The sequence below is a fragment of the Acidobacteriota bacterium genome (assembly GCA_016712445.1).
GTDB lineage: Bacteria > Pseudomonadota > Alphaproteobacteria > Caulobacterales > Hyphomonadaceae > Hyphomonas.
On record JADJRB010000001.1, the window covers coordinates 2,019,780 to 2,035,171 of the forward strand.

At 66.7% G+C, this 15,392-nt stretch carries 18 protein-coding genes; 12 read left to right on the plus strand and 6 right to left on the minus strand.

Annotation, left to right across the window (positions count from 1 at the left end):
* Positions 1-4: 4 nt before the first annotated feature.
* The 7 genes from IPK75_10250 (at position 5) to recO (ending at position 6,620) form a co-directional block, all read left to right on the plus strand.
* Positions 5-2,272, plus strand: coding sequence for a bifunctional (p)ppGpp synthetase/guanosine-3',5'-bis(diphosphate) 3'-pyrophosphohydrolase (locus IPK75_10250; GenBank protein ID MBK8198742.1), 2,268 nt, complete (start codon positions 5-7; stop codon positions 2,270-2,272).
* Positions 2,262-2,843 (plus strand): orotate phosphoribosyltransferase, encoded by a 582-nt coding sequence (locus IPK75_10255; protein ID MBK8198743.1) that lies wholly within the window; start codon positions 2,262-2,264, stop codon positions 2,841-2,843. Before IPK75_10250 ends, IPK75_10255 begins: the two co-directional genes overlap by 11 nt.
* Complete coding sequence (locus IPK75_10260) at positions 2,843-3,601, plus strand: pyridoxine 5'-phosphate synthase (protein MBK8198744.1); 759 nt, start codon at positions 2,843-2,845, stop codon at positions 3,599-3,601. The genes IPK75_10255 and IPK75_10260 overlap by 1 nt, the downstream gene beginning before the upstream one ends.
* The gene (locus IPK75_10265) at positions 3,598-4,008 is read left to right on the plus strand and encodes a holo-ACP synthase (GenBank protein ID MBK8198745.1); all 411 of its coding nucleotides are present in this window, start codon (positions 3,598-3,600) and stop codon (positions 4,006-4,008) included. The genes IPK75_10260 and IPK75_10265 overlap by 4 nt, the downstream gene beginning before the upstream one ends.
* Entirely contained in the window at positions 4,005-4,760 is a 756-nt protein-coding gene (gene rnc, locus IPK75_10270; protein MBK8198746.1) for a ribonuclease III, read from the plus strand. The genes IPK75_10265 and rnc overlap by 4 nt, the downstream gene beginning before the upstream one ends.
* Entirely contained in the window at positions 4,757-5,704 is a 948-nt protein-coding gene (era, locus tag IPK75_10275) for a GTPase Era (protein ID MBK8198747.1), read from the plus strand. Before rnc ends, era begins: the two co-directional genes overlap by 4 nt.
* Before the next feature lie 184 nt (positions 5,705-5,888).
* Positions 5,889-6,620: a DNA repair protein RecO gene (gene recO, locus IPK75_10280; protein ID MBK8198748.1), complete on the plus strand. Its 732-nt coding sequence runs from the start codon at positions 5,889-5,891 to the stop codon at positions 6,618-6,620.
* Here the strand turns inward: recO and IPK75_10285 are convergent.
* The gene (locus IPK75_10285; GenBank protein ID MBK8198749.1) at positions 6,617-7,228 is read right to left on the minus strand and encodes a glutathione S-transferase family protein; all 612 of its coding nucleotides are present in this window, start codon (positions 7,226-7,228) and stop codon (positions 6,617-6,619) included. The genes recO and IPK75_10285 overlap by 4 nt on opposite strands.
* A gap of 145 nt (positions 7,229-7,373) precedes the next feature.
* Between IPK75_10285 and IPK75_10290 the strand changes: the two genes are divergently transcribed.
* Positions 7,374-7,571 (plus strand): hypothetical protein, encoded by a 198-nt coding sequence (locus IPK75_10290; GenBank protein ID MBK8198750.1) that lies wholly within the window; start codon positions 7,374-7,376, stop codon positions 7,569-7,571.
* Between the two features lie 44 nt (positions 7,572-7,615).
* Here IPK75_10290 and IPK75_10295 read toward each other — a convergent pair whose 3' ends face one another.
* A complete protein-coding gene (locus IPK75_10295) occupies positions 7,616-8,332 on the minus strand; it encodes an extensin family protein (GenBank protein ID MBK8198751.1) in 717 nt (238 codons plus the stop codon).
* Between the two features lie 97 nt (positions 8,333-8,429).
* Between IPK75_10295 and parC the strand changes: the two genes are divergently transcribed.
* Together parC and IPK75_10305 are read left to right on the plus strand one after the other, a co-directional pair.
* Positions 8,430-10,667: a DNA topoisomerase IV subunit A gene (parC, locus tag IPK75_10300; GenBank protein MBK8198752.1), complete on the plus strand. Its 2,238-nt coding sequence runs from the start codon at positions 8,430-8,432 to the stop codon at positions 10,665-10,667.
* A gap of 7 nt (positions 10,668-10,674) precedes the next feature.
* Positions 10,675-10,977: an antibiotic biosynthesis monooxygenase gene (locus tag IPK75_10305; protein ID MBK8198753.1), complete on the plus strand. Its 303-nt coding sequence runs from the start codon at positions 10,675-10,677 to the stop codon at positions 10,975-10,977.
* A gap of 2 nt (positions 10,978-10,979) precedes the next feature.
* Here IPK75_10305 and IPK75_10310 read toward each other — a convergent pair whose 3' ends face one another.
* The 3 genes from IPK75_10310 to IPK75_10320 all read right to left on the minus strand — a co-directional run bounded on the left by IPK75_10310 (position 10,980) and on the right by IPK75_10320 (position 13,211).
* Positions 10,980-11,666 (minus strand): hypothetical protein, encoded by a 687-nt coding sequence (locus tag IPK75_10310; GenBank protein ID MBK8198754.1) that lies wholly within the window; start codon positions 11,664-11,666, stop codon positions 10,980-10,982.
* 283 nt (positions 11,667-11,949) lie between these two features.
* Positions 11,950-12,693 carry a Sir2 family NAD-dependent protein deacetylase gene (locus tag IPK75_10315; GenBank protein ID MBK8198755.1) on the minus strand — a complete coding sequence of 248 codons (744 nt, stop codon included), beginning with the start codon at positions 12,691-12,693 and terminating at the stop codon, positions 11,950-11,952.
* A 32-nt stretch (positions 12,694-12,725) separates the two neighbouring features.
* A complete protein-coding gene (locus IPK75_10320) occupies positions 12,726-13,211 on the minus strand; it encodes an SRPBCC family protein (GenBank protein MBK8198756.1) in 486 nt (161 codons plus the stop codon).
* A 53-nt stretch (positions 13,212-13,264) separates the two neighbouring features.
* On the opposite strand from IPK75_10320, the gene IPK75_10325 reads away from it, so the two are divergent.
* Complete coding sequence (locus IPK75_10325) at positions 13,265-13,600, plus strand: helix-turn-helix transcriptional regulator (GenBank protein MBK8198757.1); 336 nt, start codon at positions 13,265-13,267, stop codon at positions 13,598-13,600.
* A 96-nt stretch (positions 13,601-13,696) separates the two neighbouring features.
* A complete protein-coding gene (locus tag IPK75_10330) occupies positions 13,697-14,446 on the plus strand; it encodes a serine/threonine protein phosphatase (GenBank protein MBK8198758.1) in 750 nt (249 codons plus the stop codon).
* 7 nt (positions 14,447-14,453) lie between these two features.
* Here the strand turns inward: IPK75_10330 and IPK75_10335 are convergent, their stop codons facing one another.
* Positions 14,454-15,155 carry a VIT family protein gene (locus IPK75_10335; protein MBK8198759.1) on the minus strand — a complete coding sequence of 234 codons (702 nt, stop codon included), beginning with the start codon at positions 15,153-15,155 and terminating at the stop codon, positions 14,454-14,456.
* Positions 15,156-15,392 lie beyond the last annotated feature (237 nt).

The window sequence follows — 15,392 nt, forward strand, 5'->3', positions numbered from 1 at the left end:
CCAGATGGACGGCAGCGCCCTTTCCGCATCGGAAAAAGGGGCTGGCGCTAACGCTGGCAAGGCAGCCGATGTGCCGGAGGCCGCTGATGCGTTGCCCCCGGTGCCGACCCGCGAAGAACTGATCGCCAAGGTTCGTGCCTATCACCCGCGCGTGAAATCCGAACTGCTCGGCCAGGCCTACGATTTCGCCAAGAAGCATCACGGCATCCAGACGCGCGATTCCGGCGAGGCCTACTATTCCCACCCGATCCGCGTTGCGAACCTGCTCGCCGATGTGCACCTCGACGAGGTGACCATCGCCGCCGGCCTCCTGCATGATGTGGTCGAGGATACCGAGATCGACATCGGCGATATCGAAGTGCGCTTCGGCGCCGACGTCGCAGAACTGGTCGACGGCGTCACCAAGCTCGACAAGCTCGAATTCTCCTCCAAGGAAGCTGCGCAGGCCGAGAACTTCCAGAAGTTCATCCTGGCCATGACCAGCGACATCCGCGTGCTGCTGGTCAAGCTGGCGGACCGCCTGCACAACATGGAAACGCTGCACCATCGCAAGAAGGCCGAAAGCCGCCAGCGCACGGCCCGCGAGACCATGGACATCTATGCGCCGCTCGCACGCCGCGTCGGCCTCTATGATGTCGCGGCCCGGATGGACGACCTCGCCTTCCAGGAGCTGAACCCGGAAGCGCGCCGCGCCATCCTTTACCGGCTTGAGGAACTCGACCGCGAGAACAGCGGGGACCTCGACCGTATACGGACAGATCTCGACAAGCTCCTCAAAGGCACCGGCCTGAACTACCGCCTCAAGGGCCGCCGCAAGCAGCCCTATTCGCTGTGGCGCAAACTGGAGCGCAAGTCGATCTCGTTCCGCGACGTGGCCGACCTCTTCGCCTTCCGCGTCATCCTCGATACGCCGCGCGACTGCTACACCGCTCTCGGTGCCATCCATACCCACTGGGCCTGCATCCCGGACCGGTTCCGCGATTTCATCTCGGTGCCGAAGCCGAACGGCTATGCCAGCCTGCACACCACCGTGCGCGCCTCCGGCAACCGCCGCGTCGAACTGCAGATCCGCACCGAAGCGATGGACCGCACGGCCGAATTCGGCGTCGCCGCCCACTGGGGCTACAAGAACCGTGCCTATGGCTTCGACCTCGACTCCGCCCGCGCCGCCGGCCTCGATCCCGAAGCCAACCTCAAGGCCTTCGCCGAACTGCTGCGCGACGGGGCGGAGCCCGGCGAATTCCTCGAGCATGCCAAGCTCGAAATGTACCGCGAGCACGTCTTCACCTTCACGCCGAAGGGCAAGCTGATCATCCTGCCGGCCGGCGCGATGCCGCTGGACTTCGCCTACGCTGTCCATTCGGCGGTCGGCGATTCCACCATCGGTGCACGGATCAATGGCGAGGCGAAATCTATGCGCCGCCCGCTGAAGAATGGCGATGTGGTCGAGATCATCCGGGGCCGCGCGCCGGCGCCGGTGATTGGCTGGGAGGCAATGACCTATACGGGCCGGGCGAAATCGAAACAGCGCAAGCTGGAACGCGATCTCGAAGCAGCCGAATTCCGCCGTCTCGGCGAAGGCCTGATCAACCAGGCCCTGCGCCGCGCCGGCGTCGACCCCGTCGACGTGATGCTGATCGATGTCGCCAAGAAGCTCGGCATTCCGTCCGTGGACGACATGCGCGAGGGCGCCGGGCGCGGCCGCATCCAGACTTCGGCGATCATCAATGCCGCCTTCCCGGGCTACGCCGCCGAGCGCACCGACGACGCCGACAAGACGCCGATCGACAACCGCCATGCGCCGCTGTTCGTCGAGGGCAAGGACCTGATGCCGGGCGTCACGCTGCACCTCGGCCAGTGCTGCCGTCCGCTGCCGGGCGATCGCATCATCGGCGTGCAGGTGCCCGACAAGGGCCTCGTCGTCCACGTCTCCAGCTGCCCGCGCCTCGCCGAGTATGACGACCGCCCGGAACTCTGGCGCGACCTGAAATGGACCGAGCTTGCCAAGACCGGCGCCGTCGCGACCGGCCGTATAAGGATCAATGCCTCGAACCAGAAAGGCGTGCTCGCCAAGCTGTGTTCCGCCGTGGCCGAATCCAATGGCAACATTGTCGGCCTCGTCACCGGCGCGCGCCATCCCGATTTCATCGAACTTACAATGGATATTGAAGTGGAAGACCTGAAGCGCCTCACCCAGATCCTGGCGGCCCTACGCTCGCTGGCCGTCGTTGACCGCGCCGTGCGCGACCAGGAGGGCCAGGATGAACAGTGATCAGGTGCTTGATGTGTTCCGCGATGCCGGCGCGCTGCTGGAGGGGCATTTCATCCTCTCGTCCGGCCGGCGCAGCCCGGTCTTCTTGCAGAAGGCGCTCGTCTTCTCGCGGCCGGACCTCTCGGAGAAACTCTGCAAGGCGCTCGCCGCCAAGCTGACGGCCGAGTTCGGCAAGATCGACGTCGTCGCCGGCCCCGCCGTCGGCGGCATCATCCCGGGCTACGAGCTCGCCCGCCATCTCGGCGCCCGCGCGATCTTCGCCGAGCGCGTGGAAGGCAATCTCGAATTCCGCCGCGGCTTTTCCATTGGCGAGAAGGACCGTGTACTGATTGCCGAGGACATCGTCACCACCGGCCTGTCGTTCCGCGAGACGGTCGTCGCGCTCGGCAAGCTGCCGGGCACAGTGGTTGGCGGCGCCTGCATCATCGACCGCTCGGGCGGCAAGGCGGATGTCGGCTGCCGCCTCGTCTCGCTTGCGCAGGTGAATTTCCCGGACTATGCGCCCGACGCGCTGCCGCCGGAGCTCGCAGCCATGCCGGCTGTGAAGCCCGGCTCGCGGGGCCTCGCCTGATGGCAGGCCACCTGCGCCTCGGCATCAATATCGACCACGTTGCGACCATCCGCAACGCGCGCGGCGGGCCGCATCCGGACCCCGTGCGCGCAGCCGAGATTGCCGAGGCCGCCGGCGCTGACGGCATCACCATCCATCTGCGCGAAGACCGCCGCCACATCCGCGACGGCGACCTCGAGGCGATCCGCAAGGCGACGCGTCTTCCGATCAATCTCGAGATGGCCGCGACCGACGAGATGAAGGCGATCGCCACCGGCTTTCGTCCGCATGCGGCCTGCCTCGTGCCCGAGCGGCGCGAGGAGCGCACGACCGAAGGCGGCCTCAATGTGGCCGGCCTGCACAACCAGATCGCGCCGATTGTCAGTGCGCTGAAGACAGCGGGCGCGCGGGTCTCGCTGTTCATCGAACCAGACCCGGTGCAGATCGCGGTGGCCGAAGTGCTCGGCGCGCCGGTCGTCGAGCTGCACACCGGCCGCTATGCGGAGCTCTGGCTGGAAGGCGGCGCGGGCGCCGCTGCGCCGGAACTCGAACGCCTGAAGTTCGCTGCCGCCGACGCGCGCCGCCGCGGGATCGAACCGCACGCCGGCCACGGCCTCACCTTCGAGAATGTCGGCCCCGTCGCCGCCATCCCCGAACTCGCCGAGCTGAACATCGGCCACTTCCTGATCGGCGAGGCGATCTTCATCGGCCTCGAAGCGTCGATCCGCGAAATGCGCCGCCGCATGGACATCGCGCGCGGCGCAGCGGCGGCCGCATGATCATCGGCATCGGCAACGACCTCTGCAATATCGAGCGCATCCAGCGCTCGCTCGACCGTTTCGGTGAAAAGTTCGAGCGCCGCGTCTTCACTCCCTATGAGATCGCCAAGGCGCGCGGGCGCCGGCGCGTGGCGGAGACCTATGCGAAACGCTTCGCCGCGAAGGAGGCCTGCGCCAAGGCGCTCGGCACCGGCGTGCCGCGTGCCGGTGTGCACTGGCAGCATCTTGGCGTCATCAACCTGCCATCCGGCAAGCCGGGCTTCGAGCTGACCGGCGGCGCCGCGGCGCGCCTCGCCCGCCTCACGCCGCCCGGCCACACCGCCGTGGTGCACCTGACTCTGACCGACGATCATCCGTGGGCGGAGGCCCAGGTGATCATCGAAGCTGTGCCGATGAGCGCCCCATGACACCGCCTCGGCCGAAACGCACGCGCCAGCGCGCCGCCGTCAAGGCGGTGCGTCCGCGCCTGTCCGACGCCGCCCTCAGCGCCGCCGAGGAAGCCTGCGGCCACCGCTTTCGCGACAAGGGGCTGCTGCTGACGGCGCTGACGCATCCGAGCGCAGTGAGCGCGGCCGAGTCATTGCAGCATGCCAACCAGCGGCTCGAATTCCTCGGCGACCGGGTGCTGAACCTCGTGATCGCCGAACGCCTGATCGAGCGCCGCCGCAACGAGACCGAGGGCGACCTCGCGCCGCGCCTCAACCGGCTCGTGAAAAAAGGCGCCTGTGCGGAGGCTTTCCGGCATCTCGGCCTCAATGCCTTCCTGCTTCTCTCCGACAGCGAGCAGGCGAGCGGCGGGCGCGAGCGCGAGTCGACGCTGGGTGATGCCTGCGAAGCCGTGATCGCGGCGATCTATCTCGATGGCGGGCTTGGCCCGGCGCGAAAGTTCATCGAAAAGGGCTGGGCGCCGCAGTTCAACAGCGGCCCGGCCGAAACCAAGGATCCGAAAACCCTGCTCCAGGAATGGGCGCAGGGGCAGGGTCATCCGCTCCCGGATTACGTGGTCATCGGCCGGTCCGGCCCGGACCATGCGCCGGAATACGAAGTCGAAGTCCGCATTGCCGACAATGGCACGGCGGCTGCAACCGGGCCCTCCAAGCGCGACGCCGAGCGACATGCCGCCGCGCGGATGCTGGCCCAACTGAGAGGAAATACATGAGCGACCCCGTCATCACGCATGCCGGTTTCTGCGCCATCATCGGCGCGCCGAATGCCGGCAAGTCGACCCTGACGAACCGCCTCGTCGGCGCGAAAGTCGCGATCGTCACCCACAAGGTGCAGACGACCCGCTTCCCGGTGCGCGGCGTCGCGCAGGTCGGCAGTACACAGATTGTCATCGTCGACACGCCGGGCATTTTCGTGGCCAAGCGCCGGCTCGACCGCGCGATGGTCAAGGCGGCCTGGGGCGGCGCGGATGATGCCGACGCGGTTGTCCACCTGATCGACGCGTCCGCCTGGGTCGCCGAGCATGAAGGCAAGACCACCGGCGCGCAGCGCAACTCCATCGAGGACGACCAGCGCGTCATCGCCCAGCTGAAGGAAGCCGGAAAGCGGGCGATCCTTGCCCTGAACAAGATCGACCTCTTCCCGCATGACCGCGTCCTGCCGGTGATGGCGAAACTGAACGGCGAAGGCGTCTACGACGAGATCTTCATGATCTCCGCCGACAAGGGCGATAGTGTCGACAAGCTCGCCGCCGCGATCGCCGCGCGCATGCCGCAGAGCGAGGCGCTCTATCCGCCGGACCAGGTGGCTGACCTGCCGATGCGCGTGCTCGCCGCCGAAGTGACGCGCGAAAAGCTGATGCTGCGCCTGCACCAGGAATTGCCCTACCAGCTTACGGTCGAGACCGAGAACTGGGAAGAGCGCAAGGACGGCTCGGTGAAAATCCAGCAGGCGATCATCGTCGGGCGCGAGGGTCACAAGGCCATGGTGCTCGGCAAGGGCGGCAGCCTGATCAAGGAAATCGGCCGGCAGGCACGCGTCGAGCTGACCGCGATGCTGGAACGCCCGGTCCACCTGTTCCTGTTCGTCAAGGTCGACGAGCGCTGGCAGGAGAAGCGCGAGAACTATTCCGGCTTCGGGCTGGAGTTTGATGTGTGATGCTGGCGGTGCGGACCCGGAGGATGTTGCCCCCTCCGTCAGTCCGCTTCGCGGCCTGCCACCTCCCCCGTGTTACGGGGGAGGATAAGGGGACACCCGGATGCAATCTTATCCTCCCCCGCGTAGCGGGGGAGGTGGGTCACGCCAAAGGCGTGAGCCGGAGGGGGCACCTTCGGAGCGTCTGATGAACTGGTCCGATGACGGAATAATCCTTGGAGGCCGCCGCTTCGGTGAAGGCGGGTTGATACTCGATGTGCTGACGGCGGAACGTGGCCGGCGTTCGGGGCTCGTGTATGGCGGCGCCTCCCGCAAGCGGCGCGCCCAGTATGAGCCGGGCAACACGGTCGCGCTGGCCTGGTCCGGCCGCCTGGAAGATGCGCTCGGCCGGTTCGATGTGGCCGAGCCCCGGCGCGAACGGGCCTCGCGACTGCTGGAGGATGCCCCGGCGCTGGCCGCCGTCTCGGCGATCACGGCGCTGCTGAGGGCCAGCACCAATGAAGGCGACGCGGCGGGCTCGAACCTCTATGAGGCCACTGTGCTGCTGCTCGATGAACTTCCGAACCCGGATGTCTGGCCGGCGCTGTATGTGCGCTGGGAACTCGGGCTTCTTTCCGCGCTCGGCTTCGGGCTCGACCTCGAGGAGTGCGCGCTCAGCGGCGCCAATGACGGGCTCACGCATGTCTCGCCGAAGACCGGCCGGGCCGTGCGCGGCTCGGAGGCGGAGGAATATATCGACCGGCTGCTGCGCCTGCCGGCGTTCCTGCTGGACCCGCGTGCGGCGCTCGAGCCGGGCGATATTGAGGCGGGTCTCCGGCTCACCGGGCACTTCCTGGAGCACCGCCTGTTTTCCGCTGTCCATCGCGGCGTCCCGCCCGAGCGGGAGCGCCTGATGGTCCGCCTGCTGACGAAACGCTAGGCCTTCACGCTCGCGCGCTCGGCCACCTTCGCGTACCAGCGGCCAACATTCTTCAGCTCGGGGTTCAGCGGCTGGCCCACCTGTCCGCCGAAGGCGAGGAAGCAGAAGAGCAGGATGTCAGCCAGCGTGAACTGGTCGCCCGCCACATAGGCGCGGCTGGCCAGCTGGCCGTCGAGGAAGGCGAGGCCGTCCTGCGCCTTGGCCTTGAGGCCGGCGGCCGCTTCCGGAATGCAGCGCAGGCGCGGCTGGAACATCGGCAGGCCTTCGGCATAACGGAAGCCGTTGGTCAGCGGCTCGACGATGTTGAGGTCCACCCAGCGGGTCCAGCGCCGCGTCTGCGCGCGCGCTTCCGGTGTCTTGCCGATCAGGCTGTCGCCCTTGCTGGTCTCGTCGAGGTATTCGCAGATGGCGAGGATTTCGGTGATGATCGAGCCGTCATCCAGCACGAGGCAGGGCGACTGGCCGGCGGGATTGGTCTTCAGGTAACCCGCTTCGCGGTTCTCGCCCTTGATGATGTCGATGTTTTCGGTCGGCAGGGTGATGCCGCGCTCCGCCATGAACATGCGCACGACATGGGGGTTCGGCCCCACGGAATTGATCAGCTTCATGAAGTTCCTCCCGGGTTATGGTTGGCGTCACCCTCGACAGGTTGACGTGGGGGCGGGCAAGAGCCGTTCATTCACAAGGCGTTCAGGCGGCGGCGGGAAATGTGCCGGCGGGCGTTGATCACATCAACACAGAAGGCTGAACTGCATGAAGAAACTCCTTGTTGCCGCGGCGGGCGCCGCGCTGACCCTTTCGCTCGCGGGCTGCATTGCCGTATCGGACAATACCGGTCCGGGCTCGAAAGTTGCCGAGAATACCGACCTCGCAGTCCGCGTCTGCGGCGGCGAAGGCAATGTCGCTGAAGTGACCCGCGAGGGCTATCGCTGCAAGGCGCCGGCGAACTGAGGCGCTGAAGCCCCTTCTCCCAAGGGAGAGGGGGCTTTCAATTTTCACCGGCAGGTGCGCCGGTCGCCCATGTCGAAATGGAAATGGTCCCGGTGGGCCGTGTTGTAGTCGGGCCCGAGGGTGACCGAGAACAGCTTGCAGCCGCCGTCATGCACGGCTTCGAGGAATTCGCCTTCCTTGCCGCCATTCTTCCAGTGCGTCTCGACGCTGATGCGCCGGCCGTCTTCCAGCCAGAAGCCGGAAATGTCGACAGCGTTGCCGAGGGCGTGCTCGGACTTGCGATCGGTGCCGGCGATGTTGCGGCAGGAGAAGCTGCCATAGGTCTCGATCTGGCGGATCGGTGAGCCGAGAATCTCGACGGCGGCCGGCCGGGCGACGTGGCGTTCCCAGGAGTAGAGCACGGCGGTTTCCACGCAGGTCATGCTGAGCGTGGCGGAATAGGGCGTCAGCGACCGGTCAAGCGTCAGGGCATTGTACTTGCCGCAGGCTTCGCCGGGCGGGGAATCCTCCAGCCGGGTGTAGAGGACGCCGGTCGCATCGAGCGCGTTGAAACAGGCGGACGGATGGCGGAACAGCTGGGTCAGCTTGTAGTGCGAGGCGAGGCCGGGCTTGTGGTTGAGGTCCAGCGGCACAAACGGGTTGTGCTGGGGCGGGGCGAATCGAAGGATCAGCCCCACCGCCAGGGCAGACGGCAGGATCAGCAGGGTGAAGTAGCGCAGGAGCGGCTTTTGCAGCTGGAGCCTTTTCCTTTCCTTAACCAAACGCGGGTTTCTGTTAACCTGCGCCCACCCGTGAGTCGGAAGCGATTCTAGCCTCCGGGCAGGCACAGAATGTGGCACGAACTGTAAAGAGACCAGAATGGTGAAACGCGGCTCCTCGCCTCCGCCGGAAGAGCGGATTGTCAACGAGACGATGAGCGAGGCGCTGTCGAAGCGCTATCTCGCCTATGCGCTCTCCACGATCACGGCGCGGGCGCTGCCGGATGTGCGCGACGGGCTGAAGCCGGTGCAGCGGCGCATCCTTTACGGCATGCGCGTGCTGCGGCTCGATCCCGAGGGCGGCTATCGCAAGTGCGCCAAGATCGTCGGCGACGTGATGGGTAACTATCACCCGCATGGCGACAGCTCGATCTATGACACGCTGGTGCGCCTCGCGCAGGATTTCAACGTGCGTTACCCGCTGGTCGACGGGCAGGGCAACTTCGGCAACATCGACGGCGACAGCCCGGCGGCCTATCGCTACACCGAGGCGCGGATGACGCGCGGCGCCGAGCTCTTGATGGAAGGGCTCGACGAGAACGCGGTCGATTTCCGCGCCAACTATGCCGAGAATGACGAGGAGCCTGTGGTGTTGCCCGCCGGGTTCCCGAACCTGTTGGCGAATGGCGCGACCGGTATCGCGGTCGGCATGGCGACGTCCATTCCGCCGCACAACGTGTCGGAAGTGATCGATGCGGCGCGCCTGCTGATCGAGAAGCCGAAGGCGACGACCGCAGAGCTGATGGAATTTGTTCAGGGTCCGGACTTTCCGACCGGCGGCGTGATCGTCGAGGAACGCGCCGCGATGCTGGAGGCCTATGAGACGGGCCGGGGCAGTTTCCGGATGCGGGCGCGCTGGCATGTGGAAGATACGGGGCGGGGCACCTACCAGATCATCGTCACCGAGATTCCCTATCAGGTGCAGAAGTCGCGCCTGCTGGAGAAGCTGTCGGAATTGCTCGAGGCCAAGAAGGTTCCGCTGCTGGAAGACGTGCGTGACGAGAGCGCCGAGGACGTGCGCCTCGTGCTGGTGCCGCGCGCCAAGACGGTAGAAGCCGATGTGCTGATGGAGAGCCTGTTCAAGGTCTGTGATCTTGAGACGCGCTTCAGTCTGAACATGAACGTGCTGCACAAGGGCGCGCCGCAGGTGATGGGCCTGAAGGCCGTGCTGCAGGCCTATCTGGACCATCGCCGCGAAGTGCTGGTGCGGCGCTCGGAGTTCCGCCTCGACAAGATCGAGAAGCGGCTGCACCTGCTGGACGGCTACCTTGTCGCCTATCTCAACATCGATGAGGTGATCCGCATCATCCGCACCGAGGATGAGCCGAAGCCGGTGCTGATGAAGCGCTTCAAGCTGACGGACATCCAGGCAGAAGCGATCTTGAACCTTCGCCTGCGCGCCTTGCGCAAGCTGGAAGAGGTCGAGATCCGGGGCGAGCACCAGAAACTGAAGGAGGAGCGCGAGGAAATCGTCGCGCTGCTGGCCTCGCCGCGCAAGCAATGGTCGCGCGTGTCGAAGGACCTGAAAGCGGCGCGCGACGAATTCGATCCGGGTACGCCGCTCGGCAAGCGCCGCGCGACCTTCGAGGACGCGCCGGACGTGGACCTTGCGGCGGCGCTGGAAGCTTCGCGGCCGAAGGAGCCGGTGACGGTCGTGCTGTCGCAGCAGGGCTGGATCCGCGGCATGAAGGGCCACGGGCTTGATCCGGACTCGATCAAGTTCAAGGAGGGTGACGGCCCGGCCTGGATGGAAGAAGTGATGACGACGGACCGGCTGGTCTTCATGTCGTCGGACGGGCGCGCCTTCATTCTGGCGGCGGACAAGCTGCCGGGCGGGCGCGGCAACGGCGAGCCGATCCGCCTGTCGATCGAGCTTGAGGACAATGTGGCGATCGTCGCGATGTTCAAGTTCGATCCCGAACGCAAGCGCGTCATGGCCTCATCGACCGGGTACGGATTTATCGTGCCGGAGGCGGAACTGGAATCGAACCGCAAGGCGGGCAAGCAGGTGGTGAACACCGGCGAGGGCCATCTGATGGTCTGCACGCCCGTGGAAGGCGACATGATCGCCGTGGTCGGCACCAACCGGAAGATGCTGATCTTCCCGCTGAAGGACCTGCCGGAAATGTCGCGCGGCAAGGGCAACAAGCTGCAATCCTACAGCGGCAAGGCGGAGCTTGCCGACCTCATCACCTTCGACAAGCGCGACGGCCTGATCGTCGTGACCGGCGGGCGCCACCGCGCCTTCGAGGAATGGAAGGGCTGGCGCGGCGCCCGCGCCCAGGCCGGCAAGGTCGTGCCGAAGGGCTTCCCGCGGACGGGCACGTTTACGGGGTAGGCTGACGATGACGGTCGTGGTTGTGGGATATCTCCGGTTTCCTCCCGAGGCGATCCCTGCGGTCCGTCCGCATCTGAGAGCCCTGGTCGAGGCGACGCGCACGCATGACGGGTGCCTTGCCTATGACGTCGCCGAGGATTTGTTCGAGCCCGGACTGATAAGGTTCTCGGAAGAATGGCCGAATGAGGCGAGCCTGATGGCGCACCTCAAGGCTGCGCACATCGAGCCGTGGCGGCAAGCCGCCCGGTCGATGGGGTTGATTGAGCGGAAGTTCACCGCTTATGACGGCGAGAATTCACGGCCAGTGTAAGGTCAGGACGTGTTTAGCTGCCTGGCGACGAGTTCTGCGTTGATGGCGGCCAGTGCGCTGCGGCCAGATTCGGTGATGATGGGAGAGCGGTAGCCGGGGATCCTTGCGAAACGCAGGAGTGGGCGCGGCGCCGGGAGGCGGGCGCGCAGGCGCAGGAGGCGGCGGGCCTCGGCGTCAGGGTTTTTCAGCGCAGTGTCGAGGGCGGCGCAGCGGCGGCGCAGGCGGTCTTCAAGGGAAACGGGCGTGCGGGGCGGGCGTGCAGGCGGGCGTGCGACCGGAAGGGCGCAGGCGGGCGGGCCGATGATCCGGATGCGGGGGCTCAGGTGCTCGGGCATGTAATCCGTGGGCGGAGCAGGTGTGCGTTCGGAGAGGCGGAAGACCGGAGGACGCGGCGCGCGGCGAACGGGATGCAGCGCCGGGATGGCGCGGGGCAGGGGACGGAACCGGCGCGGCGGCGCGCGCATCGGCGGCAGGCCGGCGGCCAACAGGTGGATCGCCCGGCGAAGCGCCGCCTCGGCGGGCAAGAGATAGTGGTGCAGGACATGGCGCAGGAATGGCTGCTCGAGGACCTTGCCGGGCTCGGCCGCGAGCAGGGCGCGCAGCTCGCCCGCCAGCCAGAACGCAAGGTGCGCCGCCTTGTAGATCAGCGGTTCGGTGTCGGGCGAAGGCGGGGCGGCAGACGTGTCCATGCGCGCAGTGTAACCCCGGCCGGAGGGGAGGCGGACAAGTTCGGCGAAAATAGTTTTTGCACCTTGATTCTGTTGGGGTTTGGGTCGGATTTTTGTTGCATAAGTGGTTTGTGTGCGGAGGGAAAAGATAAGGCCAGGATCCCCTCCCCCTTCAGGGCGAGGGGCGAGGGGGTGTTTCGCCAGCAGCCGTGTACGGATTTTCGGGCGTTGCACCCCCTCACCCCCAACCCCCTCTCCCTGAAGGGAGAGGGGGCTTATGGGGCCGCGCTTGGGTAGAGGGGGCTTAGAGGCGAGCGATGACGTCTGTCATCAGGGGGCCGATCTCGGTGTTGAGGACGAGGTCGGCGTAGGGGTCCTGGTCGGTGGGTTCGCGGTTGACGATGGCGAGCCCGGCGCCGAGTTTCTTGGCCAGCAAAGGGATGCCGGCGGCCGGGTAGACCACGAGCGAGGAGCCGAGGACGAGCATCAGGTCGCAGAGCGAGGCTTCCTCCGAGGCGCGCTCCATTTCGGCTTCGGGCATTGCCTGGCCGAAGGAGATGGTCGCGGTCTTGATGAGGCCGGTGCAGAAGATGCAGGTGATGTCTTCGTCGGCTTCCCAGCGGTGGCGCAGGTCTTCGATCTCGTAGCGCTTTCCGCAATTGAGGCATTTGGCGTAAGAGGCGTTGCCGTGGACTTCGATGACCTGGCGGTCGGGCACGCCGGAATCCTGGTGCAGGTTGTCGACATTCTGGGTGATGACGCTGGCGACTTTTCCGGCGGCGACGAGTTCGGCGATGGCGTAGTGGCCGGCATTCGGCGAGGCGCCTGTCCAGCCAGCGGTGCGGTTGAAGACGCGGGTCCAGGCTTCGCGGCGCTTGTCGCGGGAGGCGACGAAATCCTGGAACATGATCGGCTGCATCTTGCTCCACACGCCGCCGGGGGAGCGGAAATCCGGGATGCCGCTCTCGGTGGAGATGCCGGCGCCGGTGAACACGGCGACCCGGTAGGCATTGCGGATCATGTGGGCGAGGGCGTCGGCTTCCGTCATGCCGTCAAAATTATCGAAAATCCGGCGGGTGGCTAGCGGTACATACCGTCGCGCAGGTTGATGCCGTGTTCGACATACATCTTCATGGCGCAGATCATCTGGCTCCAGCCCATGCAGTTGCCATAGGAAGCCTTGAGGCCGCCGGGGGTCTGGCGCCAGCCTTCCTCGGCGATGGTGACGAGGGTGCGTCCGTCGCCGAGATCCTCGAAGCGCAGGGTGACGGTGGTCATGTAGCCGGCGGCGGCGCTGTCGACGGGTTTGCCGTCTTCCAGGGGCGGGCCTTCATTGGCCTCCCAGCGCAGGATGATGCGCTTGTTCTTCTCGACTTCGACGACCTCAACCGGGAAGGCGCCAGGGAAATCGTGGAAATCCCACATCACGGTGGCGCCGGTTTCGAGGCGGCCCCTGGCGCCGCCTGTGGTGAAATAGCCGGAGAGCTTTTTCGGGTCGGCGACGGCCTCGAAGACTTCGGCGACGGGGCGGGCGATGCGGCCGCTGACTTCGAATTTCAGGTCCATGTCTGGTCTCCCGGGGGCTTGTTCTTTTCTCCATCATGTTATAAAAATATAACATGTCAAGCGTGGACGTGGAAACGAGGGAAGACGCAGTGTTCCGGGCGCTGGCGGCGCCGGTGCGCCGGCAGATGCTGGACGCGCTGAAGGATAACCCGCAGACGACGGGCGAGCTGTGCGCGCGGTTTGCGGGGCTCGACCGGTGCACGGTGATGCAGCACCTGAAGGTGCTGGAAGCGGCGGAGCTGGTGATTGCGCACAAGGTGGGGCGGGTGCGCTGGAACCACCTCAATGCGCTGCCGATCAAGGAGATCCATGACCGCTGGATCGGGCCGCATGCGGCAGGCGCCGTGGGCCTGCTGGCGCGGATGAAGGCGGACCTCGAAGGCGGGTGAACGATTTGCCGCCCCGCGCGCTGACCTGTATCAGGCCGGTTGCAACGGAAAGGCAGGCACTTGGCCCGCACGGCGATCATCGGAGATGTGCACGGGATGCGCGCGGCGCTGGCGGAGCTGCTGGCGAAGCTGGCGTTTGGTCCGGGCGACCGGCTCGTGTTCGTCGGCGACCTCGTCGACAAGGGGCCGGATTCCGCGGGCGTGGTCGATGATGTGGCGCGGCTGCAGGCGGAGGCGCCGTATGAAGTCGTGCTGGTCGAGGGCAACCATGAGGAACGCCACCGGCGCTACCGGGCGAACCTGACGCTGCGGCCGAAAGTGGCGCGCCAGTCGGCGAAGGAAGCGCCGCGGCTGGCGGAGATGACGGAAGCGCTGACGCCGCGCGGGCGGGCCTTGCTGGACGCAGCGCCGCTGTTCTGGCGGCTGGACGAGTTCGGCGTGCTGGTGGTGCATGGCGGCATTCCGGGTGACCTGAAGGCGTTTCCGGACAGTCCGGACGAGGTGGACCGGATGGACAAGAAGGCCCGCGAGAAGTTCCTGAAGATCATCCGCACACGGTATATCGAGCAGGGGGCCGGCGCGTTTGTCGGGCTCGGGAAGGAGCGGCCGGGCGACCGGTTCTGGGCGGAAGTGTATGATGGGCGGTTCGGGCATGTGGTGTTCGGGCACCAGCCGTTCTTTGACGGGCCAGCGGAATTTCCGCACGCGACCGGCATCGATACCGGCGCGGTGCATGGCACCGGGCTGACGGCGCTGGTGCTCGAGGCCGGGCGGGCGCGCCGGTTCGTCCGCGTGGAGACGCCGGTCTACAAGCCGCGCCGGACGCTGGAGCCGGACGACGCCTGAGGCGGGCTCAGACGACGGTGCCGAAGACGGCGCCGATCACGCCGGTAACGATCATCGCGGCGGCGCCCCAGAACACTACGCGAAACACGGCACGCCATTTGCCGGCGCCGCCTGCGGCTGCGGACATCCAGCCGAGGATGGCCAGGCTGGCGAGGGAGACGGCGGCGACGACCGGGGTGATCATGTAGTGCGGCGACAGGGCGGCGGCGGCGAGCGGCAGGGCGGAGCCGGCCGAGAAGCTGGCGGCGGAACTGAGGGCGGCCTGGATGGGCCGGGCGGCGGCCATGTCGCTCATGCCGAGTTCGTCGCGGGCATGGGCGCCGAGGGCGTCGTGCTTCATCAACTGCTGGGCGACCGCCTGGGCGGTGGCGGGCTCAACCCCGCGCTTGATGTAGATGTCGGCGAGCTCCTGAAGCTCCGCCTCCGGATAATCGCGCAGGGCGGCTTTCTCGGTCTCGAGATCGGCGCGCTCGGTGTCCGACTGCGAACTGACGGAGACGAATTCGCCGGCAGCCATCGACATGGCGCCGGCGACAAGGGCGGCGACGCCGGCGACGAGGATCGCGCTGGGCGTGGCGGCGGCGGCAGCGACCCCGATGACGAGGCTGGCGGTGGAGACGATGCCGTCATTGGCGCCGAGCACGGTGGCGCGCAGCCAGCCGATGCGGTGGACGTAGTGGTGCTCGCCTGCGGGAAACGGGGAAGCCATGGCGCGAAGTGTCCTTGCGGGTGGGGCGTGCGCCGACAGTGCGACGGCAGGCAGGGCACGGTCAATGCGGCGTGGTGCACCGCTTTCAGCTGCCCAGCCGGAGAAGACGACTGCGACTGCGAGTGGTCCGCAGGCGGCCATTGGACCGGGGGGCGGAGCATGCCTGCTGGCTGGACAGCCACAGGGGCGCGTCTGCGGCAGGGGCAAAGTTTTCTTGCGCGGGGCGGCGCACCCGAC